At 39.0% G+C, this 22,424-nt stretch carries 16 protein-coding genes and 1 pseudogene; 10 read left to right on the top strand and 7 right to left on the bottom strand.

Annotation, left to right across the window (positions count from 1 at the left end; genetic code table 11):
* Positions 1-202, bottom strand: a pseudogene (locus tag KK060_RS15575) (phospholipase); the annotation flags it as partial.
* Positions 203-256: 54 nt separating this feature from the next.
* On the opposite strand from KK060_RS15575, the gene pdeM reads away from it, so the two are divergent.
* The 3 genes from pdeM to KK060_RS15560 all read left to right on the top strand — a co-directional run bounded on the left by pdeM (position 257) and on the right by KK060_RS15560 (position 4,050).
* Complete coding sequence (gene pdeM, locus KK060_RS15570; RefSeq protein ID WP_254154685.1) at positions 257-892, top strand: ligase-associated DNA damage response endonuclease PdeM; 636 nt, start codon at positions 257-259, stop codon at positions 890-892.
* Between the two features lies 1 nt (position 893).
* A complete protein-coding gene (locus KK060_RS15565) occupies positions 894-2,198 on the top strand; it encodes a CapA family protein (RefSeq protein ID WP_254154684.1) in 1,305 nt (434 codons plus the stop codon).
* Between the two features lie 268 nt (positions 2,199-2,466).
* A complete protein-coding gene (locus tag KK060_RS15560; RefSeq protein ID WP_254154683.1) occupies positions 2,467-4,050 on the top strand; it encodes a CHASE3 domain-containing protein in 1,584 nt (527 codons plus the stop codon).
* A gap of 6 nt (positions 4,051-4,056) precedes the next feature.
* On the opposite strand, the gene KK060_RS15555 is transcribed toward KK060_RS15560, so the two are convergent.
* Entirely contained in the window at positions 4,057-4,785 is a 729-nt protein-coding gene (locus KK060_RS15555; RefSeq protein WP_254154682.1) for a hypothetical protein, read from the bottom strand.
* Between the two features lie 25 nt (positions 4,786-4,810).
* Entirely contained in the window at positions 4,811-6,631 is a 1,821-nt protein-coding gene (locus KK060_RS15550) for an LTA synthase family protein (RefSeq protein ID WP_254154681.1), read from the bottom strand.
* 80 nt (positions 6,632-6,711) lie between these two features.
* On the opposite strand from KK060_RS15550, the gene KK060_RS15545 reads away from it, so the two are divergent.
* The 4 genes from KK060_RS15545 (at position 6,712) to KK060_RS15530 (ending at position 11,612) form a co-directional block, all read left to right on the top strand.
* Positions 6,712-8,421 (top strand): amidohydrolase, encoded by a 1,710-nt coding sequence (locus KK060_RS15545; protein WP_254154680.1) that lies wholly within the window; start codon positions 6,712-6,714, stop codon positions 8,419-8,421.
* Positions 8,422-8,761: 340 nt separating this feature from the next.
* On the top strand, positions 8,762-9,316 hold the full coding sequence (locus KK060_RS15540; RefSeq protein WP_254154679.1) for an RNA polymerase sigma factor: 555 nt from the start codon (positions 8,762-8,764) through the stop codon (positions 9,314-9,316).
* The gene (locus KK060_RS15535) at positions 9,309-11,120 is read left to right on the top strand and encodes a hypothetical protein (protein WP_254154678.1); all 1,812 of its coding nucleotides are present in this window, start codon (positions 9,309-9,311) and stop codon (positions 11,118-11,120) included. Before KK060_RS15540 ends, KK060_RS15535 begins: the two co-directional genes overlap by 8 nt.
* 3 nt (positions 11,121-11,123) lie before the next feature.
* The gene (locus KK060_RS15530) at positions 11,124-11,612 is read left to right on the top strand and encodes a hypothetical protein (protein ID WP_254154677.1); all 489 of its coding nucleotides are present in this window, start codon (positions 11,124-11,126) and stop codon (positions 11,610-11,612) included.
* A 55-nt stretch (positions 11,613-11,667) separates the two neighbouring features.
* Here KK060_RS15530 and KK060_RS15525 read toward each other — a convergent pair whose 3' ends face one another.
* A complete protein-coding gene (locus KK060_RS15525; RefSeq protein ID WP_254154676.1) occupies positions 11,668-12,072 on the bottom strand; it encodes a tellurite resistance TerB family protein in 405 nt (134 codons plus the stop codon).
* 158 nt (positions 12,073-12,230) lie between these two features.
* Here KK060_RS15525 and KK060_RS15520 point away from each other — a divergent pair, with 158 nt between their 5' ends.
* Positions 12,231-12,911 carry a head GIN domain-containing protein gene (locus tag KK060_RS15520; protein WP_254154675.1) on the top strand — a complete coding sequence of 227 codons (681 nt, stop codon included), beginning with the start codon at positions 12,231-12,233 and terminating at the stop codon, positions 12,909-12,911.
* Between the two features lie 434 nt (positions 12,912-13,345).
* Positions 13,346-15,508 carry a glutamine synthetase III family protein gene (locus KK060_RS15515; RefSeq protein WP_254154674.1) on the top strand — a complete coding sequence of 721 codons (2,163 nt, stop codon included), beginning with the start codon at positions 13,346-13,348 and terminating at the stop codon, positions 15,506-15,508.
* Positions 15,509-15,584: 76 nt separating this feature from the next.
* Here KK060_RS15515 and KK060_RS15510 read toward each other — a convergent pair whose 3' ends face one another.
* Together KK060_RS15510 and KK060_RS15505 are read right to left on the bottom strand one after the other, a co-directional pair.
* Positions 15,585-16,454 (bottom strand): alpha/beta fold hydrolase, encoded by an 870-nt coding sequence (locus KK060_RS15510; RefSeq protein ID WP_254154673.1) that lies wholly within the window; start codon positions 16,452-16,454, stop codon positions 15,585-15,587.
* Between the two features lie 25 nt (positions 16,455-16,479).
* Positions 16,480-18,126, bottom strand: coding sequence for a S41 family peptidase (locus KK060_RS15505; protein WP_254154672.1), 1,647 nt, complete (start codon positions 18,124-18,126; stop codon positions 16,480-16,482).
* A gap of 148 nt (positions 18,127-18,274) precedes the next feature.
* Here KK060_RS15505 and KK060_RS15500 point away from each other — a divergent pair, with 148 nt between their 5' ends.
* Complete coding sequence (locus tag KK060_RS15500; RefSeq protein ID WP_254154671.1) at positions 18,275-21,256, top strand: M16 family metallopeptidase; 2,982 nt, start codon at positions 18,275-18,277, stop codon at positions 21,254-21,256.
* 96 nt (positions 21,257-21,352) lie between these two features.
* On the opposite strand, the gene KK060_RS15495 is transcribed toward KK060_RS15500, so the two are convergent.
* Positions 21,353-22,423, bottom strand: coding sequence for a dipeptidase (locus KK060_RS15495; protein WP_254154670.1), 1,071 nt, complete (start codon positions 22,421-22,423; stop codon positions 21,353-21,355).
* Position 22,424: the final 1 nt, after the last annotated feature.

Raw genomic sequence — 22,424 nt, 5'->3', positions numbered from 1 at the left:
CTCCTGCGCCGTGCAGAAAAATTACGAGCGGAAATTTTTCCATCGCCTGCGGATTAACCGGTTTCAATAACCGATAGGGTAAGGAATCTCCCTTGCTGATATAAAGCAGTTTATCAAATAAATCTTTTCCCTGAAGTGCCTGAGAAAGAGCTATTGTATTTGAAATTGTTAAAGCGATAAGCCCCAAGAATAGTCTGTGCATGCGTAATCTATTATCTTCGAACTTTAATTTACAGAAAATTATATACCCGCTTTCATGGAGGTTGAGATTCTTGGCGAACAGGTAGTGTTGTATCCCCAGAAGGCTATGTTTTGGAAGAAGCAAAACGTTCTTTTTCTGGCAGATCTTCATTTGGGAAAGATTAATCACTTCAGGAAATCCGGTATACCAGTGCCCGTGAAGGCTAATGATAGAAATCTCGAAGTGTTGATGGATATCATTAATTTAACAAAACCGCAACGGGTTATCTGTCTGGGTGATTTATTCCACAGTCACTATAACTCCGAATGGGAAGTATTTGGAGAACTTGTAAATCATTACGCTGCCATTTCATTCGAACTTGTAGTTGGGAATCATGATATTATGAGTGATCATCAATACGAAAGAAAAGGCATTAAACTGCACGACAAACTTTTCATGGGACCGTTCTTATTTACGCATCATCCGTTAGAAGAATTTTCAGACACAGCATATAATATTGCAGGGCATATTCATCCTGGAATTCATTTAAAAGGAAAAGGAAGACAATCAGTAACTTTGCCTTGTTTTTACTTTGGAGCAAAACAGGCTTATCTCCCTGCTTTTGGATTATTTACAGGTCTTGCTTTAATTAATCCCAGGAAGAATGATAAAGTGTTTGTAGTTGCAGACAATAAAATATTATCCGTATAAAATGAAAAAATACCTATTTGTTTTCTTAACGCTTTTACATTATACCTCTTTTAGTCAGGATACCACACGTCTTTCATTATTGTTTCTGGGTGATATTATGCAACACGATTCGCAGATCAGCGATGCTTATAACCCAACTACCAAAACGTATGACTACAAACCTTGTTTTCAATATGTAAAACCATATACACAGGCAGTGGATCTTGCCATAGGAAACTTAGAGCTTACATTGGCGGGCCCTCCATATAAAGGATATCCTCAGTTTAGCGCACCTGATCAACTTCTCTTCGCTTTAAAAGATATGGGAATGGACGCGTTGGTTACGGCCAACAACCACTGCGTTGACACCGGAAAAAAAGGATTAGGGAGAACAATAAAAATGTTAGACAGCTTAAAGATTCCGCATACTGGTACATTCACAAACGAGCAGGAGAAATTGCGACTTAATCCACTACTTATTGAAAGAAAGGGATTTCGACTTGCACTACTCAATTATACCTACGGAACTAACGGTCTCCCTGTATACAAGCCAAACATTGTAAATTTGATAGACACGGCCTCAATAGCGAAAGACCTGGTTAAAGCAAAAGGATTAATGCCGGATGCTATTATTGTTTTTATGCATTGGGGTGCCGAATATCAGAGCCTTCCTTCTAAGTGGCAGAAAGATGTAGCAGAGTTCTGTTTCAAAAAAGGTGTACAGCTTGTTATCGGCGCACACCCCCATGTTCTTCAGCCGATGGAGTGGCGTAAAGAGAAAAACCAACTGATAGCCTATTCTCTTGGTAATTTTGTTTCAGGGCAGCGGAAAAGGTACACTGATGGCGGTGCAATGATTAGAATAGAACTTGAGAAAATTAAAGTAAATGACAGTATATCTTTTACAGGGATAGACACCGCAAGTTATATTTTACAATGGGTTCATCGTACGGCAGATGCAGAGAAAAACTATTATGTATTTCCTATTCCTACTGTTGAATCTGAAATAAATAAATATGTAAAAGATGTAGAGGGTAGAGAGGCTTTTAAAGTTTTTCTTGCAGACTCGCGAAATTTGTATAAGAAGCATAACCTTAATATCAACGAATTTAGCAGTAAGCCTTCTTATGTAATAGAGTATAGAGGAACAGAGTCAGATACTTTACAAGTACGCCAATATTTGCAGAAGGAAACAGAAATCAGAATAATTAATGACCAGCTTGGAAGAAGGATACAGATTGGACCTTTCTCACAGCCAGATGCAAATTTTGTATTAAAAAACATCAGGTTAAACGAAGCTGTTATTAAAGAAAAGGAGAAACAATAGTGCGGATAATTTGTAAGTACATTCCTGTAATCAACTATTACTACCGTCTTTAAAGAAAGTTTAGGAAATATTGATAAAAGTGCCGATATTATGTGTAGGGACATACACATCCATCAATACGGTTGGTTACCGCAATTACTTTCTGCCTATAAATATAGTTTCCGCAAATAGGTGTCTTTTAAAAGATACCCTTGATTGAATTAGCAGTGCATACTGAAATTTGCAAGAATAAGATAGAAATTAGATAGAGATTAAAAGATACTACGCTATGTTCAAGAAGTTAAAGGAGAATTTTATCAATGTTTCTCTCATTACCCTTATAATCCTTATCGTAATTAATGCGATTCTGATGTTTTATAATCGTTCTGTAATGATGAAAAACAATGTTTTACAGGAGCAAACTGTTCATGTAAAAAACGTATGGAATTCTGTCTTCGAAAACAACCTGCGTAGAATGGATATGGGTTTACGCGGATATGCCTTAACCCACAATGAACAACTTCTTAATCCGTATCGTGACGGTTTAAAAGCAATGCCCAAATCGATAAAAGAGATAGACAGCTTGTTAGTAGTTCAGGAACTGGATTCTTTAAAAGACCAATTCGAGTTGTTTAAGCCCAAACTGGAGGCCTTTCTTGAATACATGAACGAAATGTACCTCTTTTCAAAGGAGGATAGTCTTACGCATTTTGTAACACTCTTGAATGAAGACAGGGGCTTTTATCTATGGAGGGCGTTTTCGCCAATGTTCAGCACTATCAACGCACATCAGGATAAGCTAATGGATCAGGCCGTAGCCAAATACCAGGCAGCAATGGATAGAAACGTTTTCTTCCAGGTGTTTCTTATCGTTCTAACCATTCCCACACTGGTTATGGTAATGTATAAAATTAAAAGAGACGAAGGCAATCGTAGAAAGTTGCTGGAAGAGTTTGAGGGTAATAACAAACGCTATCTTTTTGATTCAGGAGAAGAAATAGAGGCTGATAACGGGAAGGCAATTATTGAAAGTTCGATAGCAAACATGAAAAAGGCATCGTCATTTATTAAAGATATTGCACAGGGTAACTACGCCGTAACCTGGGATGGACTTACACCTGCAAATGAGCATCTCAACCAGGAGAACATCGCTGGTGATCTTATTAAAATGCGCGATAAGATGAAGCGGGTTAAAGAGTTAGACGAAAAGAGGTTGTGGAGTACTGAAGGGCTTGCGAAGTTTTCTGATGTAGCACGCCATAATCAGAATAATATTGAAATGCTTTCCCTTGAAGTGGTTCGCTTCCTGACAAAGCATACAGGCGCACAGCAAGGAAGTTTATTTGTACTTCACAATGAAGAAATTGAAGAAGCGTACTTAAAACTTACTGCATGTTACGCTTTTGATAAGAAGAAGTTTGTTGAAAAAAGAGTTGATATAGGATCTGGTTTAATAGGGCAGGCGTTTTTGGAAGGCAATACGATATTACTTACGGATGTACCAGCGAACTACATTAAGATCACATCAGGATTGGGAGATGCAACACCAGGTTGTGTTATTATAGTTCCTATGAAGTATAATGAAAGAATAGAAGCTGTGCTTGAGCTGGCAAGCTTTAAAAAGTTTGAACAGCACGAAATAGAGTTTCTTGAAAAAGCCGGTGAAGTTATTGCATCTTCTCTCTATACTACAAAAACCAATGAACGCACTGCAAAACTTTTAACAGAAACCCAAGAGCAGGCTGAAGCGTTGCGCTCACAGGAAGAAGAACTTCGCCAGAACATGGAAGAACTGCAAGCCACGCAGGAAGACATGAGGCGCAGAGAAGTAGAGTTGAATAATAAGCGAGGCAAAGTGTCTTCGGTAAAATAATTACCGTTACCGTCTTCTTTTTTGTTTAGGTCTTTTTGGGGCACTGTTACCAGAACTAAAAATTAAACCAATGGAGAATTCAAGGCCAGTCATGTCAATTTTAGCATCCTTGTAATCTATTGGTTTAGTTTCGAATGTCGCGCTTGTTCCTCCTGTGTAAGAACCTGTTAAAGGAAATTTAGCGGCACCTACGAGATAATTTGTTTCGAGGGAGATGCCAAACTGACTGGTTACAAACACAGTGAGCTCGGCACCTGCATGATATCCAAAGCCTGGATTGTTTTTAAAAGAGACATCTGCATTTGCGACATCCCATTGTTCATGGTCTCGAATAGCCCGGTCAAGATTACCGTAGTTGATTTTATGAGCAAATCCAAAGAAGAAGAAGCCACCGCCTTTGATATCAAATTCTACACGCGAGCCTTTTAGTTGTATTACCAATTCTGCCGGAATAAGTATTGTAAAGTTAGGACCGATCAAAGATTTCTTGCTTTCAAAAGGAAGGTCTTTCAGGTTTAAACCACTCATTCTATATAGAGATGCACCGGTTTCTAACGCCAAATATCTATTGATGTCTACTCCGACACCTCTAATGGAAAATGGACTTATTGGTGTTGAAAACTCGCCATTCTTGGGAATAAAGTAGGAAAAGGATAAACCAAAATCCTGGGCGTTAGAAACGCCTGCAAAGCATAAGAGCACCAGTGAAGCGAAGAGATATTTACTTTTTCTCATGAGCAGATAAGGTTATCTAAAAATCCTACTTTCTATTATAATCACTATACAACACCTGTTGGTAAGCTTTACTTAACTCAAGGTCTGATTCCGTGGCGTTGTCCTTTTTCAGAAACTGCTTGCCAGGGTTGTCGTACACAATATGCTTATCAGGAAGAAGAAACCCATATCCGTCATTAAAAAAGTATGCAGCAAAAGGTTTAACAGTAGGAGAAAGCAGGTTTTTGCTGAATGTAAAATCCTTTGAAGGCTTGTCGAGCTGTGCTAATAATGTATTCGCAATATCTGTCTGGCTCCCCAGGGTGTGAATAACAGTATCTTTTTTAATGGCGCCTCCAACGATTAGAAACGGTATTTTAAATCGCCTTGAATCTTTCATTTGTTTGTTTCCCGGTTGCCTGTGGCCATGGTCGGCTACAAAAACAACAATCGTATTATTCCACCAGGTAGTTGCTTTTGCCTTGTTAATAAACGCACCTACCGTACTGTCTGTAAAGTAACAGCTGTTCAGGAATAGCGAGTCGGGCTCACTACCTTTAATATGTTTTACGGGTACATCAAAAGGCTCGTGGCTGCTTAGTGTTAGAATAACTTTAAAGAATGGTGCCCGCGCTGTATCAACTTCTGAAAAAGCTCTTTCAAGAACAATATCATCATGAATGCCCCATTTGCTTTTATTAAGCTCATCAGGGAAATCTTCATCCCGGGTAATGTAATCGAAACCACAATTGGTGAGATAAGAACGGAAATTTGCAAAATCAATATCACCCCCATAAATAAATGAAGTGTTGTATCCTAACTTCTTTATGTAGTGGTTTACATAGGGGAGTCGTTGGGTTTTGGATGGAAATTTAATGATTGATGTTTGAGGCTGAGCAGGGTATGCACTTAATATGCTGATGAGACCTTTATCAGTTCTATCACCACTAGCATAAAAATTATCGAAGAGGATACCTTCCTCACATAGTTTGCTCAGATTAGGAGCAACTCCCTTTACTCCACCCAATGGTTCAAATACATCAGCTGTGAAACTTTCGAGAATGAAAAAGATAATGTTAGGTTTTTTTATGTTGAGCAATTCAACGGTGGAGTCGCTTTCTGTATAAAGATCTTTAAAAAGATCGTTTGCTTTTGCCTGATCAAAGAAGTTCTCCGGGTATTTGATCTGGGAGTTCTTTTTAATACTATACAAAAAATTCCAAACTACATTTATTGCAGCGTGGTTGGCATATGCTTTTGATTTATGGAAGTAAACAAACCCGGTGTTCATGGGAGCCACGGTAAAGCTTCCTCTGATAGGAATGAACATAAACGCAGAAAGTACAAATAGCGGAATAAATGCTTTTTTAGCAGGTTGCGTTAAAGCATTAAATTTTGGAACGATGAGTTTGAAATAGAAAAACAGAGATAGGGTGAAAATTGCAATGAGTATAAGTATAAGTTTTACATATACTGAAAAGCCTATACTACCCATTGCTTCTGATCCTACATAAAAGAGGGGAGTAGTATTTAGTCTGAAACCCCAGTGATGGTATAGTTCCAGATCAACAATAACAATAATTGACGATAGCAGCAGTATGAGGATAGTTGTGATGTTCAGTATTCTGCCGATAACTTTTCCCTTTGCAAATACCGATATTGAAAGGAGAAGACCGACAAGCATGAGAAAATACCCACAAATGCTCAGGTCCATTTTAAATCCATGAAAGAAAACCTGCAGAATTTCAGAGGCCGTAAGATCATCAGTAAATGCTTGATTATACAGTAAAAAAATTGCTCTGATAATAATCTGATAAGAAACCCAAAAAATAGCGAAGAAGCCGAAAAGGCGTAAGCGTGCGCGCATGCTGATAAATTATCCCGCAAAGATAAGAAGTAAGGGCTTTTAATAATTATTCAGTAAAATTACAGGATCAATTTATTCTTATGCGAATCAGATCTTGCTACTATTTTATCTTAATTCTACTTGTTGCGATTGGGTGTAAGCCTAAAGAAAAACCTGCAGATTTAATTATTCTTGGAACAATCTATACCGTAAATGAACAACAACCAAAGGTTGAAGCGGTGGCAGTGTCAGGTGATAAAATAGTCTTTGCAGGGAAAAAGACAGATGTTGAGTCGCTTAAAGGAGAGAATACGCAGGTCATAGAGCTTAAAGACCGTGTCATGATTCCCGGTTTTATTGAGGGCCACGCCCATGTTATTGAAGTGGGTTATAATGAAATGAACCTTAACCTGATGGATGCCAAAAGCTATGATGAAATAGTAGAAAGGGTAAAGGAGGCAGTAGCCAAAGCGAAGCCCGGACAATGGATCTTAGGAAGAGGATGGCACCAGGATAAATGGGAAAAGAAACCCGAAAAACTCATCAAAGGATTTCAGACGCATCAGAAGTTAAGTGAAGTGTCACCGAATAACCCCGTCTTTTTAGAGCACGCCAGCGGCCATCTCGCTATTGCTAATGGAAGGGCAATGGAACTGGCTGGTGTTAATATGCTTTCGAAGGAAAGACAGAAAAATATAGGAAGTGAGGGAGGTGAAGTGTTACGCGATGAATTGGGCAACCCTACAGGTATTTTTAGTGAAAACGCCATGTCACTCATCTATCAACACATACCTAAGAAGGATGAGGCATTGGATGAGCAGGCCCTAAATCTTGCTTTTGATGCTTGTTTAAGAAATGGAATAACCAGTGTTGTTGATGCTGGTGTTGGCCGCAGTAGTTTGAATCTTTTTTACAAATTGAAAGAGCAGGGTAAGTTGAGGGTGAGAATGTATGTGATGTTGTCAGGTGCCGAACGCGACCTCATTTATGAGTGGTATAAAAAAGGACCCGATATAGATACCACGCATTGGCTAACAGTTCGCTCAATAAAGCTTTACACGGACGGCGCTTTGGGCTCAAGGGGAGCTTGGTTGTTGGAGCCTTATACAGATCGTCCTGATTTTTCTGGTATGGCTACCTTATCCATGGATACGGTACTTAAGTCAGCACGCGATGGCCTCAAGTATGGTTTTCAAGTTTGCTCTCATGCTATTGGTGATAGGGCCAACCGCGAGATCCTGGATCGATATGAACAAGCATTCAAAGAAAATCCAGATCAGGCAAAAGACGTGCGGTTCAGAATTGAACATGCTCAACATTTGCATCCCGACGATATAGCAAGGTTTGGCAGGCTTGGTGTTATTCCTGCAATGCAGGCTATTCACATGTCGTCCGATCGCCCTTGGGCAATTGACCGTCTGGGGGAAAAAAGAATCAAAGAAGGCGCTTATATGTGGCAATCCCTTCTAAAATCTGGTGCACATGTTGTAAATGGTACCGATGCCCCCGTAGAACCAATCAACCCAATTCCTTCATTATATGCGTCTGTTACAAGAAAAACGTTAAAAGGACAGCCTGAAGAAGGTTATGAACCGGAAGAAAAAATGACGCGGGCACAGGCACTGAAGTCGTATACGCTTGACGCGGCTTACGGATCATTTGAAGAGAACACCAAGGGATCCATTGAAAAAGGAAAACTTGCAGATTTTACAATATTATCTCAGGATATCATTGAGGTTCCTGAAGATCAACTACTTAAAACAGAAGTATTGATGACTATTGTAGGCGGAAAAGTAGTATATCAAAAGTAAAACTGTGTATATGGGTAATTACGCCTTAGTAGTAGAGCGTGCAATTTCGAGGGGTAGGTATAGGATCAGATTGCTGCTATGGCCGCTATAAACTTAATAAGATCGCGGTTTTAACCTGGTTTTCGATCTTTACAATATTTTAGATTTCTTCGTTTTTGTAAAGTAACATTGGGTACTGCTGAAACGAGTCTGTTATTACGCCCATTCGCATATAATAAAGTAGGCTGAGCGGTTTATCATTCTACACCAAAATTCATTTTACTAAACTTTCATTAATTTTTCAGACAGAGGCAACCCTCTTCTTAAAATCATTGTACTGTCTATAAAAGCAGAATTCCTTTTGATAGAAAAAGAAGATCATTTGACTGAGATACTGATCGGGTGCTCGAAAATGCACCGGGCCAGCCAGAAATTGCTCTATCAAAAATTCTACAGTTATGGAATGAGCATTTGTTTGCGATATGCGGATACGCGCGATGATGCTGCGGTAATCTTAAACGATGGTTTTATGAAGATATTTAAAAACATCAGCCAATTTGATTTGAGTAAGTCATTCAAGCCCTGGTTCAGGAAAGTGATGATTAATACAGCGATCAATCACTATCATGAAAAACAGAGACAAATACAGGCTGAGGAATTGGAGAAAGCTGACAAGGAAGCTAACGTTGAGAAGATTATCTCGGGTATTTCTTACGATGAGATAATTTCATTGCTTCAGAAATTATCTCCGGCCTATCGCACTGTGTTTAATCTCCATGTTATTGAAGGATACACGCATGAGGAAATAGCAAGCATGCTGGGTATATCAGTAGGTACTTCCAAGTCCAATCTCTCAAAGGCCAAGGAAGCACTTCGTAAAATATTAAGTGATTTTTTTGAGGTTGATTATGTCTAAAGGAACAGACGACAATATTGAGAATTTTTTCCGTAAGGCGGTTAATCAACCTGAGAACATTGAATTCAGGGACAGTGACTGGCAGGATATGGAAAAACTTCTGGACGCAGATCCCGCTATGCGTCCTGCACCTACGTTTCCTTATGTGAGAATGGGAATTGCAGCACTTGCTTTGGTGGCTGTATCCATCATTGGTTTTTATTTCATTAATAAAAAAACAGATACAGTATCCACAGCTCGAACAAATGCTGTCGCAACTGAAAATAATTCAAGCACAAGTAATCCAACAGATAATAAGGAAGTGGCAGTTGATAATCTTGAGCCATCTGAAATAAAGCAAGATACCGCCTCGCCCCACATGCAAATGTTAGAAGAGAATTCAACATATGAGGGGGCTGTGAATCAGAAGAAACCTTCAACGCTAACTCTTAATGGACAGCAGCCAGAAAAAGAAAAACTGAACCATACAATAGGCGTTAGTAGCGAAATAGAAATACCCGCTACTAACATAGCTAAAAGTAAAAGAAGTGAAACCGATGCAACTACACGCAAGGAAGTTTTACATAAGAGGTCAACGGAAGATAGAACAGATAAGAGAATTGACCTTGCTAAGGCCGATGCTATTGGCAATATTGGTAAGGAAACGATGGTAAAAGAGTTGGCGGAAACCAAAATGCCCTTGTCTGCTAAAAAAGGAGCCGATGAAAACCATATTTCAATTGATAAACATATTGATACGCTTTCTCTTTCGGATGAATTTGCTACGGAGAGAAATGATCGAGCGCCTGAAAAAAAATTGTTAAGTGAGACAACTGGCGTAGTGAATACAGTCACAAGAAAAGATAGTAAGCATGATGTGAACATCGCTGCAACAGTTGACGCAGTAAGCGACCTCAGCAATTCAGGGAAAAATATCAATGCTAGCATCGGACAAGAGAAAGCAAGGGACTGGCATTTGAGTAATACAATCGACGAAAGTAAAAATGCAGGTGATAGTTTAGCACACCCAACATTCACTGACGACAATAGTAAGAATGGATCTATTACAGATATTGCAGTTTTAGGTGATACTTCAGTTACAAACGCGAAGCTCCCCGTAAAAATTGAAGAAGATACGCTAGAGAAAGCAGATGAAACAATTGTAGTGACAGAAGGTGGCAGTAAGAAAGATACTGTTGAAAGGAAAGAGGAAGCAAGAAGGAGTTTATTCCGTTTTGCCCTAAACGTTTCACCAGATTTTAGCGCCACACGTATGAATAAGTATACAGTACCTGGTGAGGCGTATGGTATTCAGTTGGGGTATTACATTACCGAAAGATTTATCATTACTTCAGGATTTATTAAAACAACCAAGAAGTATATAGGAGCAGGAAGTGACTATACACCTCCGGAAGGGTATTGGCAGTATGTAACGAATGGTGTTGTTCCTAATGAAATAAAAGGACAATGTTCGGTAATTGAAATTCCGTTATCGCTACAATATAACTTTCATGCTACTGCAAAGAATATATTCTTTGTCTCAGGTGGTGTATCAAGTTACATTATGTTGAGCGAGAATTACCAATATAAGTTCAAGTCGGCAAACCCCGGGGCAGCGAAAGGATGGGATACATCAAAATCATCAAAGTACCCATTTAAAGTAATTCATTTATCGGCAGGATATCAACGTCATATTAATCCCAATGTATTTATAGGAATTGAACCTTATTTAAAACTTCCTACTCAGGGTTTAGGATGGACAAGTGTAAAATTGATAACAACTGGTGCGTATGTAACAGTAGGGTATAAGTGGTTAAAGAAATAAGATATGCTACAGACAAATACAATTGAGATTTTCAATCAGCGTTTTGAGAACAAAGTACCCAATCAGAAGATCAATGTAGGGGGGGTACATTATGAAGATGATTATGCAAAGATTTCTTTTATGGAATCCATTCCGTGTGTAAAGCTGAAGCTTACGGGTATTCCTTTTTGCAGTGAACATTTTAAAATAGTTCACCTGCAATTATTAGAGAAGATTAACACCGAACGGCCCAATTACTTCAAGTTACATCTTGTAACGGATTGCAGTAAGGCAGGATTGGCGGCAAATGAAGATATTGAGTTCTATAAAAATACTGTGCTTCCGGGAATTATTAATGCAGGGGTGAGGTATCACGCATTGGTTATGCCGGAAACTGTATTGGGTCGGCTCATTATAAAGGATATGATTCAACCTTCCCTTACCGGAAAACCGCTTAAGATGGAGTTTTTCGACTCGTCTTATGCAGCATATGCGTGGCTGAGGAAAATGTAAAAAAAATAAAAGGAAGGATAAATCTCCTTCCTTTTCATACATCGTGATGTAAATATTAAGCTCTCATGTATTTATCAGCTTTCTTTCTGATCATATCGCGATCAGCAGTAATAGAAGGATCACTGTAAACATGTTGAGATATTTCGGCTACAACACCTTTTTTATATCCAAGTTTCTCAGCTATCTGCTCGCAGAATACAATTTCGCTGCGGAAAACCTGTCCGTCCATTTTCATGAGCTGAATAAGGTAATATAGGTGTTCAAATTTTTGGTCGGTAGTTAGAGCGGTAACATTGCTGATAGGTTTAGGATTTGCAATCATCTGGTTAATTTCATCAACTGAAAGACCATTAGCCTTGCCAATCATGTGAATTAACTTTGCTTCGCGTTCAGCCACTTGCGAATCGCTGGCAGCAAGATTTATGAGAACATTCAGTTCCGCTTTTTTATCGAAAATCATATTAGCTATGTTGGTTTTTGACTGATGCAAATGAAGGAAATAATAGCTTGAAAATTAATTAAAAAAGCAATGTTTTAATACATTTAAAAAAAATGTGAGTTTTGCAATCTGATGCAACCCTTCATTTTAAGGGCTGTCTTTAAGACAAAATTAGTAATATGAATAAGATAGTTGCCATAATTTTACTGAGTTACATAGCCATCACTAGTTTAGCCCAGACTTCTGAAACGAGGAATTTGAGTTCATTTTCTGGCGTAAAAGCTTCTGAGGGAATTGATGTATACCTTAAAAAAGGAGATAAGGAAACAGCAAGAGTAGAGGTTTCTGGTGGTAAATTAACTGATGTGCTTACGGAAGTGTCGGGATCCTATTTAAAAGTTCACATGCGCGAGGGCAACCATCGAAACATCAACGTGAAGGTTTATGTAACCTATGTTCATATTGATAAACTTTCTTCAAGTTCGGCTGGTAGCATTTTTGGAGAAGAAACAATTAAAGCAGATGATATTGAAATCAGTGCTTCGAGTGCAGGAACAATCGATGTAACAGTCGATGGCAATAGAGTTGAGGCAAGTGCCTCCAGTGCGGCTGATATTGACTTAAAGGGAAGGGCTAAGACCATTTCTGTAGATGCAAGCAGTGCAGGAGAAATAGATGCGTATGATCTGGTAGCTGAAACAGTAAATGCCGAGGCAAGCAGTGGGGCTTCTATTAAAATTAATGTGACAGAAAACCTTAACGCCCATGCCAGTAGCGGTGGAGGAATTCGCTATCGTGGTAATCCGGACAAGTCCGTTACCAATTCAAGCAGTGGCGGATCAGTAAAAAAGGTAAACTGATATTATTTTGATAAAAATTTTGGGTGAGGATTACACGTCGTAATCCTCTTTTTTTATGCCCTTGCGGTGGTTGAGAAGTTATGAATAAGGGAATAACCTATTGATAGCCATTGCTACGTATCAATAAGCTTTGTAAAATAGTGTTTTATCGTTAAAAGAAATTTTATGCTGATCATGAATGATTCTTGACATAATTTCATGAAAGACAAGCATTTCAATCACCAACATTATCTCACTTATATTACAATGACGGGCAGTATTAATTAAAATTATGTAATAAAACCTGTTTTAATTAAGGTGGATTAAAAATTACCCTTATGTAAACGATTTCATTATTAAAACTTTGTAATTGGGTTCATTTTTAGCCGTGCTATTCAAAAAAACATCTAGATTTGATGTACTAAACAACACAACTAAACAATTACAACCTTAGTATGGCGCAATTAAGATTTGAAGCTCTGAAAAAACTGAGCGAACGCCCACGTGTCCATGTTGAGGTACCTAACCCTGTAGTCTCTAAGTTTTTTGGAGAATATGTGTATGGTATCGAACAGATGCGTGCGACACTAGCACCTGGCTTATTTAAAAAGGTGAGTCAGGCAATTAAAAACCACGAAAAAATTGATGACGCTACAGCTGACGCTGTGGCATCAGCGGCTAAATCGTGGGCAATGGCAAAAGGTGCAACCCACTTCACGCACTGGTTTCAGCCATTAACCGGAGGTACAGCAGAAAAACATGATTCTTTTTTCGATGCCCTTGCAGGAATTGAAAAATTTAAAGGAAGCGAATTGGTTCAGCAGGAACCAGATGCATCATCATTTCCTAGTGGTGGAATAAGAAGCACTTTTGAAGCCCGTGGTTACACCGCGTGGGATCCAACTTCACCCATGTTCCTCTACGGAAAAACATTGTGTATTCCTACCATATTTGTTTCTTATACAGGAGAAACTCTTGATCAAAAAGCACCATTACTGAAGGCATTAAAAGCAGTTGACTTAGCTGCAACAAAAGTTTGTCAGTTATTCGATAAAGATATTCAACGTGTTGTGGCTTCACTTGGCCCGGAACAAGAGTACTTTGTTGTTGATAAAGATTTATTCCTTGCTCGTCCTGATCTTGTAATGGCAGGAAAGACTGTATTTGGTCATTCGCCAGCGCGTGGTCAGCAATTGGAAGATCACTATTTCGGATCTATTCCTTCCCGCATTTATGATTTCATGAAAGAATTTGAAATTGAGTGCTGGAAATTAGGTATACCTGTGCGCACACGTCATAACGAAGTAGCACCGAGCCAGTTTGAGGTGGCTCCTTTGTTTGAGGAAGTAAACGTTGCCAATGACCATAACCAGTTGATGATGGATGTTATGGGACGTGTGGCAGACAAGCACAATCTAAAAGTGTTGTTTCATGAAAAACCATTTGCAGGGTTAAATGGAACAGGTAAGCATAACAACTGGTCATTAATAACTGACACCGGTGTTAACTTATATGCTCCCACAAGCAGTGCCCGTGATAACCTCTTGTTCCTCACTTTCTTTGTTACTACTATAAAAGCGGTTCACGAGCACGCTGACCTTCTTCGTGCAAGTATTGCTACTGCAGCAAATGATTTTCGTCTGGGTGCAAATGAAGCCCCTCCAGCTATTATGTCGGTGTTCATTGGTTCACAAATGACAGCCGTACTCGATGAGCTTGAGAAGAAAGGTAACGTGAAGATTGAGAAAGGTGACAACATGTATATGAAATTAGGTATAGACCAAATACCTGAGATCATTTTAGATGCTACTGACAGAAATCGTACATCACCTTTTGCATTTACAGGAAATAAATTTGAATTCCGTGCAGTAGGAGGAAGTGATAACTGTGCTACTGCCATGACGGCTCTGAATACTATTGTTGCAGATCAGCTTCTTCATTTCTATGACGCAGTAAATGCACAGATAGAAAAAGGTGAGGAGAAAAGACTTGCAGTGGTAAATGTCCTTCGTCAATATATTAAGGAATCGAAGAATATCCGTTTTGAAGGAGATGGCTATTCTGAAGATTGGGTACAGGAAGCTGCGAAACGTGGACTTTCTAATGTAAAGAACACCCCGCGTGCGCTTGATGCATACATTACAAAGAAGTCTCTTGATCTTTTTGTAAAGCATGAAGTAATGTCACATAAAGAGACAGAAGCTCGTACCGAGATAAGACTTGAATCTTACATCAAGCGTGTACAAATAGAAGCACGTGTTTTAGGTGACCTTGCTATGAACCACATTGTTCCTACAGCTATCGCATATCAGAATAAGTTAATTACTAATGCGAATGGTCTTGCAGGCTTGGGTATAGACAACAAGGCTGTTGTTCAAACGATCAGGGAGATCTCCGGATTTATTGAAACCATTAAAAATGGTGTTCGCGAGATGATCGAAGAGCGTAAACGTGCTAATAAAATAACAGATACTCACAAACGTGCAATTGCTTATTGCGACGACATCAAGGAGAAGTACTTTGATGTAATACGCGAGGCGGTTGACAAGCTTGAATTGCTAGTGGATGATGAAGATTGGCCATTGGTAAAATACAGAGAGCTTCTGTTTATCCGATAAGTCTCTATTTTAACCTAAACCTATAGCGGATTTCCTTCTTAAGGAGTCCGCTTTTTTTTATGGATTTGAGAATAGTTTAGTTTCCTGATGTTTTGATATTACGAAGCTGATTTAACAACGCTTGTTGAATCAGCTGTGGGTGAGACCAGGGAACAAAGTGATCCATATCTTCTTCGATAATAAGGTCAAGCGGAGCATTTATAATCATCTTCTTGGCAAAACTTGCATTGTCTGGTGAAACAAATTTATCCCTGTTGCCTTGAATCACGGTTACAGGGCATGTGATGTTTTTCCAAAATGGCAACATCATTTCCAGCTCGGGTTTTAAATGATAGATTTCATCATTAGAAGCTCTAAAAGCACGGGGCAATATCCAACTTAAAAAGGGTGAGGCTAGTGGTGCTCGAAACCATGTTTCGTCAGGTTCAAGCTCAGGAGCAAGTGAACCTGCCACTAGTACAAGTCCATCTACTAAATCAGGATAATCCATTGCTACTCTGGCTACCACTGGTGCACCTAATGAATGTCCTACTAATATTACCTTCCTGTTCCCTTTATATCGTTTCAGTAGTGGTGTTAATATTTCTGCCTGTTTTTTTACTGACACTTCAGCATTGCCAAAATTGGAATATCCAAACCCTGGTCTATCAACTGTAATCAGTTGAGCGTGGTTTAGGAGAATGGTATCTGTTAAGAAATGAACAAAGGCATTAAGCGAGCCTGGTGAACCATGCACGAATAAGATCAAAGGCTTTAAGGTATCTCCAGTTTTAACATAATGAATATCTCTGAATCCATACTGATAAACATCTTGTATTGCCGTAATTTGCTTTTGACGGAAGTACGTTTCCAGCTTTCTAGGCTTTGTTCTGAAAGTCAGGCAAGAATGGAGAGCAAAGACAATTAAAGTGATGCCACAATAAGTGGCTACTTTAAAACTCATCATTGGTAAATGATTATAGATGCAGTTACTACTGAATGTTCAGCACCTTTTTGTATTGCTGAGTATCATGCAAAACTTCAATAGCCTTTTTAACCTCATTGTCATACTTAAATCCTGCTTCAACGCTACCTTTTTCTAAATGGAATCTTGCAATAATTTCTTCTTCCAAAAGCATCTTGACCTGGTTTTTATAAAGCATAAGCTCATTCTTTTTATTCTCTGCTATTCTTGTCTTCACCTGTTCCAGCTGATTCTTTATTTCACCGTAGTATTTTTCTTTTTTTGCTTCGCCCGTTAGCTCTTCCAGCTCGTGTTCAAGGTACGATTTGTAGCTATAGTCTTTACCCTTCATCCATGTTACAAACTGTTGGTATCCTTCGTCACTTAACGAAAATGTTTTAGGGTCAACTACTTCCGGATTCTTGTAAACATATTGCGTAGCAAAGTCGAATAAAAAGCCCTTTTCAAACAGCACCTGCGTCAATGCACTGGCCTCTACAGCTTCTACCTTTATATCTGGTTCGATACCTCCACCATCATAAACAGTTCTTCCTGTAGAAGTTTTAAAACTTCTCTTGATTGAATCAGGAATAGAGGCTACACTTCCATCGTCTCTTCTATGCGCATAATCAAGAACCTGTATACAACGGCCGGTAGGAGTATAGTATTTTGCAGTTGTTACTTTGAGCTGTGAGTTGTAGGAAAGCGGTCTGCTTACCTGTACAAGACCTTTACCATAAGATCGTTCACCAAGTACTACCCCTCTGTCGTAGTCCTGCAAGGTACCAGCTACAATTTCAGAAGCAGAGGCGCTACCGCGATTGATCAATACAGCAACAGGAATTTCAGTATCAACAGGAGCATTTAATGTCTCATAGCTAAGGTTGTTTTCGGGAATTTTTCCCTTCGTGCTCACAACCAGTTTTCCTTTCGGAATAAATATGTTAGATATATTAACAGCCTCGATTAGCAAACCGCCGGGATTGCCTCGCAGGTCGAGTATAACGCCTTTAGCACCTTTTTCTTTAAGGGCAATAAGTGAATTTCTGACCTCTTTGCCCGCATCCGGTGTAAAATCTGATAATTGAATGTAAGCAATGTCGTTGGATAACATTCCGGAATAAGGAACATTATGTACCTTGATCTTTTCTCTTTTGAACTGAAGTTTAATCGGCTGCTCGCTTCCGTAGCGTTTAATGGTCAGTGTTACAGGTGTGCCCACCTGGCCTTTCATAAGTTGGCCAGACTCTTCCCTTGATAATTTAGAAAGTTGCACACCATCTATTTCAAGTACTTCATCGCCAATCTTTAATCCGCCTTTTTGTGCACCATACCCATCCATTATCATGGTAACGATTGTCTTTCCACCAATCTCGCGGGTTATCGCACCAATACCACCATATTGGCCTGTGTTTACAGTTCTATAATCTTCAACTTCATCTTCAGCGATGTAGTTTGTGTAGGGATCGAGAGATCCAAGCATTGCATCAATACCAGTTCTAATCAACTTGTTCGGATTAACTTCATCGACATATAATGCATTAACCTCTTTAAAAAGGGTAGCGAATATGTCGAGGTTCTTTGCAATCTCGAAATAGCGGTCAGCAGGTTTAGTAAACGAAAGAGCAACGATGCAAGCAATAACAATAAAAGGGAAAAGTACCTTCTTCCTCATAAGGATTGGAAAATTATTTAACAGTAGATAACGCAAAATGACTTTTAAAAGTATCCCTTGAAAGCAAATGTTTAAAATTGGACAACAAGTATTACTTCTTAAGTAATTCTTCTATAAATTTAACAATTACCTTAAAATGTCTATACCTATGATTGACAAAACCCTCAGAATTCTACTTGTGTTGGTTCTGCTGTTTACTATTGGATGTAAAGATGAAGTTCAATATGAAGTAAAACAGGGAGAAAGTAACGGCTATAGTTACGAATATGTTACCAACGACCCTTTAAAAGTAAGGATCTATACCCTAAAAAATGGCCTTAAAGTTTATCTAAGCAAGTACGAGGGTGAACCGAGAATACAAACCCAGATTGCAGTAAAGGCGGGTGGAAAAAATGATCCTGCTACCAATACTGGTCTTGCCCATTATCTTGAGCATATTATGTTTAAAGGTACCGCAGATTTCGGTACACTTGATTGGAAGAAAGAAGAAGTTCTTCTCGACAGCATCGAAAATATGTTTACAACCTATGGTGCCTTAACAGATTCTGTAACACGCGTAAACTATTACAAACTTATTGATAAGGTTTCAAATGAAGCATCCAAATACGCTATTGCAAATGAGTATGATAAAATGGTAAGTGAAATAGGTGCAAAGGGTACCAATGCCTATACTACAGAAGACAGGACTGTTTATATTAATGATATTCCGTCAAATCAGCTTGAAAACTGGCTTCAGATAGAGGCGAACCGCTTTCAGAAAATTGTTCCCCGCTTGTTTCATACCGAGCTTGAAGCTGTATATGAAGAGAAGAACAGAAGTCTTGACAATGATTACTGGAAAACCTACGAAGCATTGTATGCTGGTATGTTTCCAAAACATCAGTATGGCACCCAAACAGTTATTGGCACCATAGAGCATTTAAAAAATCCTTCGATTACCGAGATTAAGAATTACTTTACTAAGTATTATCGTCCTAACAATGTCGCCATATGCCTGAGTGGTGATATGGACTACGATAAGACTATTGCTTCAATTGATAAATATTTTTCTACCTGGCAGCCTAACGGTGAAATCACTCCACTTGAAAGAATTGAAGAAGAACCGCTTAAGCAACCTGTAGTAAAGGAAGTTTACGGACCGGATGCAGAATGGATCAATATAGGGTTTCGTTTCAAGGGAAGAAGCTCTGATGATTTCCAGTTGTTAAGATTAACTGATATGATCCTTGCTAATTCGCAAGCAGGCCTAATAGATATTAACCTGAAGCAGAAGCAGGCTGTTATAGAGCCAAGTAGTTATGTCGATTATCTTAATGATTACGCAATTCATACTTTTTCAGGAAGGCCGCGTGAAGGCCAAAGCCTTGATGATGTAAAGAAGCTGCTACTGGAACAAATTGAATTACTTAAAAAAGGGGAGTTTGAAGATTGGCTGATCGAAGCGACTATTAATGATTTAAAGAAAAGCAAGATAAAGGATAGTGAAGAGAACTGGTCTCGTTCAAATGACCTGGTGATTGCTTTTACAAATGGTATTCCATGGAATAAATACATTGGTGAAATTGAAGCATTGCGAAAATTCAAGAAGGAGGATATTGTAAAGTTTGCGAATGAGAATTACAAGGATAATTATGTGATCGTCTATAAACGAACCGGAAAGGATTTAAATGCTAAGAAGGTTAATAAGCCTTCTATTACAAAAGTTGTTCTTAATAAAGAAAATAAATCACCTTTCCATGAACGTATAGGTAAGAACAAGGTAGAGAAGTTAAAGCCTGTTTTTCTTGACTATGATAAAGACATTAAGAAGTTATCCATGAATAAAGGCGTTGAAGTTCTATACACACCTAATCAGGAAAATGAACTTTATTCACTTTACTATCTCTCCGACGTAGGAACAAATAACGATCCTCGGATGAACATTGCCATTGAATATCTTCAGTATGTAGGTACCGATGATATGTCGGCTGAGGATGTTAAAAAGGAGTTCTATAAACTCGGTTCTAATTTTGACGTATTCGCCGCTGAAGACCAGACGTATATATATTTAGAAGGGCTGAGTGAGACCATGGATAAATCACTTGCCCTATTTGAGAAATTACTGGCAAATGCGAAGGCTGATGATGAAGCGCTTAAGAAGATGGTCGATGGCATCTTTAAAAAGAGAGAGGATGCTAAGAAAAGCAAGTCTACGATCATGTTTAGTGGTTTAATGAACTACGGATTGTATGGAGCGAAGTCACCATTTACAAATGTATTAAGCAATAAGGAGCTCCGTGAGTTAAAGAGCGAGGAGCTGACTAGCATCATCAAAGACTTTACGAAAACAGAGCACAGAGTTTTGTACTATGGGCCTAAGAAAGAACAGGAGTTGCTGGCTACTGTTAATCAGTATCATGTGCTGCCTGATAAATTAAAACCAACACCTGAACCAGTAAAGTTTGATATGGCTGATGCAAAAGAGCCATCTGTTTACTGGACTGACTATGATATGGTGCAGGAAGAGATCATGTTCCTGACGAAAAGCGAGGAGTTTGATAAGAACAGAATTGCGATAAGCAGAATGTTTAATGAATACTTTGGAGGAAATATGAGTTCTCCTGTTTTTCAGGAATTAAGGGAATCTCAAGGGTTAGCTTATTCTGCCTTTGCTTATTATGGTACAGCAGCTAAACCAACCAAGAACGACTTTTTCTACGCCTATATGGGAACACAGGCTGATAAGCAACCGGAGGCAATGAAAGCAATGTTGGGCCTGCTGCAAAGTTTTCCTAAGTCCGATAATGGATTTGAAGTTGCACGGAATTCAATTCTTAACCAGATAGAAAGTGAACGCATTACCAAAGCAGGCATCTTATTCAATTACGAATCTGCACGTAAAAAAGGGTTGTCTTATGATATACGCAAAGATGTTTATGACCAGGTACAAAGGTTTACGTTAGCAGATGTTGAGAAATTCCAGGGCGAGTATCTTAAGAATAAAAACTTTAACGTTGTATTAATCGGAAATAAAGATAAGATCAACTTCCAGGAGTTAAAACGCTATGGAAAAATACAAGAGCTCTCACTAGATGAGCTTTTTGGATATGAGAAAGTCCAGAAGATTAACCTGGAAAAAGTTAATCAATAAGCGTTAGTTCAACTTATAATTACTGATATGCCTGTTGTTGATTTATAAAAAGATGCAACAACAGGCATAGCTATAATCTTCAAAGTATACTAGTAATTATTTCCAGGCTCTTCTTAAAAAACGAAGCCAGTTCCCGTGCATAATGTTTTCTATATCAGCGTTTGCGTAACCACGCTTTTGTAAAAGGTTAGATATTTTTTGCAAGTCTGCAATGGTCTCAAGATCATAAGGTGATTGCTCTTTGCCAAATGCTCCATCAAGATCAGATCCGATGGCAACATGTAAAGCATTGCCGGCAAGCTGACAAATGTGATCCATATGGTTGATGATAACCTCCAGGTTGCAATTAGTGTTCTCAGGAGTAGATTCTCCCCTGATCCAGTTAGGGACCATCATCCAAGTATCCAGCACGCTGCCAATTACGGCACCACGACTAACAAGTTCTTTGATCTGCTCATCACTGAATTGCCTGTTATGGTCTACAATCGAACGACAATTATTATGACTCGCCCAAACATTGCCATGGAAGTGATCCATAGCCTCCCAGAAACTGTCATCACACAAATGCGTCGCGTCGAGAATAATATTCAGGCGCTCCATTTCTTTAAGAAGCTCACGCCCGGTCTGGCCAATTCCGCCTGTTGCATTCGTGCCCTGTGCATACCTTCCAGGTCCATAATGTCCTGGCCCTACAGCACGTAAACCGTAAGCATAAGCACGTTCAAGATGTTTTACTGTAACAATAGAATCAGCACCTTCAAGGCTAAGGATATAGCCAATAGGTTTATTGGTGTTTGAGTTACCGTCATTCCAAAGCTGTAAATGTTTTTCGAGCGATGGAAGATCTTTTATTTGTACTAGTTCTCCTGCATCTTCCATGGCTTTATACCATGCCAGTTGCCCTTGAGTCTGTGCCCATGCTTGTTCAGGAGAATTCCAACCCGGCAATGAATTATCAGGAGCTACGTATCGGGCTATTTGTGTCGCCACTACCAGTCCAATGTTTCCCTTTCTTAACTCAGGGAAGCTTACAACGCCTTTTCCTCTGTCTGGTTTATCTTTAAGATGTTCCTCACGGTTCCTTATCTCTTCTATGGGTTTTCTTAGATCCCTGTTCCATTCCATTGCATTCATGGCGAGGTCGAGGTGCGCATCAATAATAAACATG

The sequence above is a fragment of the Chryseosolibacter indicum genome (assembly GCF_018598585.1).
Lineage (GTDB): Bacteria > Bacteroidota > Bacteroidia > Cytophagales > Cyclobacteriaceae > Chryseosolibacter > Chryseosolibacter indicus.
This window is presented reverse-complemented; position numbering and strand designations above follow the sequence as displayed.

Excerpts from the sequence above, each read along its gene's own strand:
- KK060_RS15515 (WP_254154674.1), top strand. The coding sequence starts at position 13,346 with ATGGCGCAATTAAGATTTGAAGCTCTGAAAAAACTGAGCGAACGCCCA.
- KK060_RS15535 (WP_254154678.1), top strand. The coding sequence starts at position 9,309 with ATGTCTAAAGGAACAGACGACAATATTGAGAATTTTTTCCGTAAGGCG.
- KK060_RS15510 (WP_254154673.1), bottom strand. The coding sequence starts at position 16,454 with ATGATGAGTTTTAAAGTAGCCACTTATTGTGGCATCACTTTAATTGTC.
- KK060_RS15505 (WP_254154672.1), bottom strand. The coding sequence starts at position 18,126 with ATGAGGAAGAAGGTACTTTTCCCTTTTATTGTTATTGCTTGCATCGTT.
- KK060_RS15560 (WP_254154683.1), top strand. The coding sequence starts at position 2,467 with ATGTTCAAGAAGTTAAAGGAGAATTTTATCAATGTTTCTCTCATTACC.
- KK060_RS15565 (WP_254154684.1), top strand. The coding sequence starts at position 894 with ATGAAAAAATACCTATTTGTTTTCTTAACGCTTTTACATTATACCTCT.
- KK060_RS15555 (WP_254154682.1), bottom strand. The coding sequence starts at position 4,785 with ATGAGAAAAAGTAAATATCTCTTCGCTTCACTGGTGCTCTTATGCTTT.
- pdeM (WP_254154685.1), top strand. The coding sequence starts at position 257 with ATGGAGGTTGAGATTCTTGGCGAACAGGTAGTGTTGTATCCCCAGAAG.
- KK060_RS15525 (WP_254154676.1), bottom strand. The coding sequence starts at position 12,072 with ATGATTTTCGATAAAAAAGCGGAACTGAATGTTCTCATAAATCTTGCT.
- KK060_RS15495 (WP_254154670.1), bottom strand. The coding sequence starts at position 22,423 with ATGTTTATTATTGATGCGCACCTCGACCTCGCCATGAATGCAATGGAA.
- KK060_RS15550 (WP_254154681.1), bottom strand. The coding sequence starts at position 6,631 with ATGCGCGCACGCTTACGCCTTTTCGGCTTCTTCGCTATTTTTTGGGTT.
- KK060_RS15520 (WP_254154675.1), top strand. The coding sequence starts at position 12,231 with ATGAATAAGATAGTTGCCATAATTTTACTGAGTTACATAGCCATCACT.
- KK060_RS15530 (WP_254154677.1), top strand. The coding sequence starts at position 11,124 with ATGCTACAGACAAATACAATTGAGATTTTCAATCAGCGTTTTGAGAAC.
- KK060_RS15545 (WP_254154680.1), top strand. The coding sequence starts at position 6,712 with ATGCGAATCAGATCTTGCTACTATTTTATCTTAATTCTACTTGTTGCG.
- KK060_RS15500 (WP_254154671.1), top strand. The coding sequence starts at position 18,275 with ATGATTGACAAAACCCTCAGAATTCTACTTGTGTTGGTTCTGCTGTTT.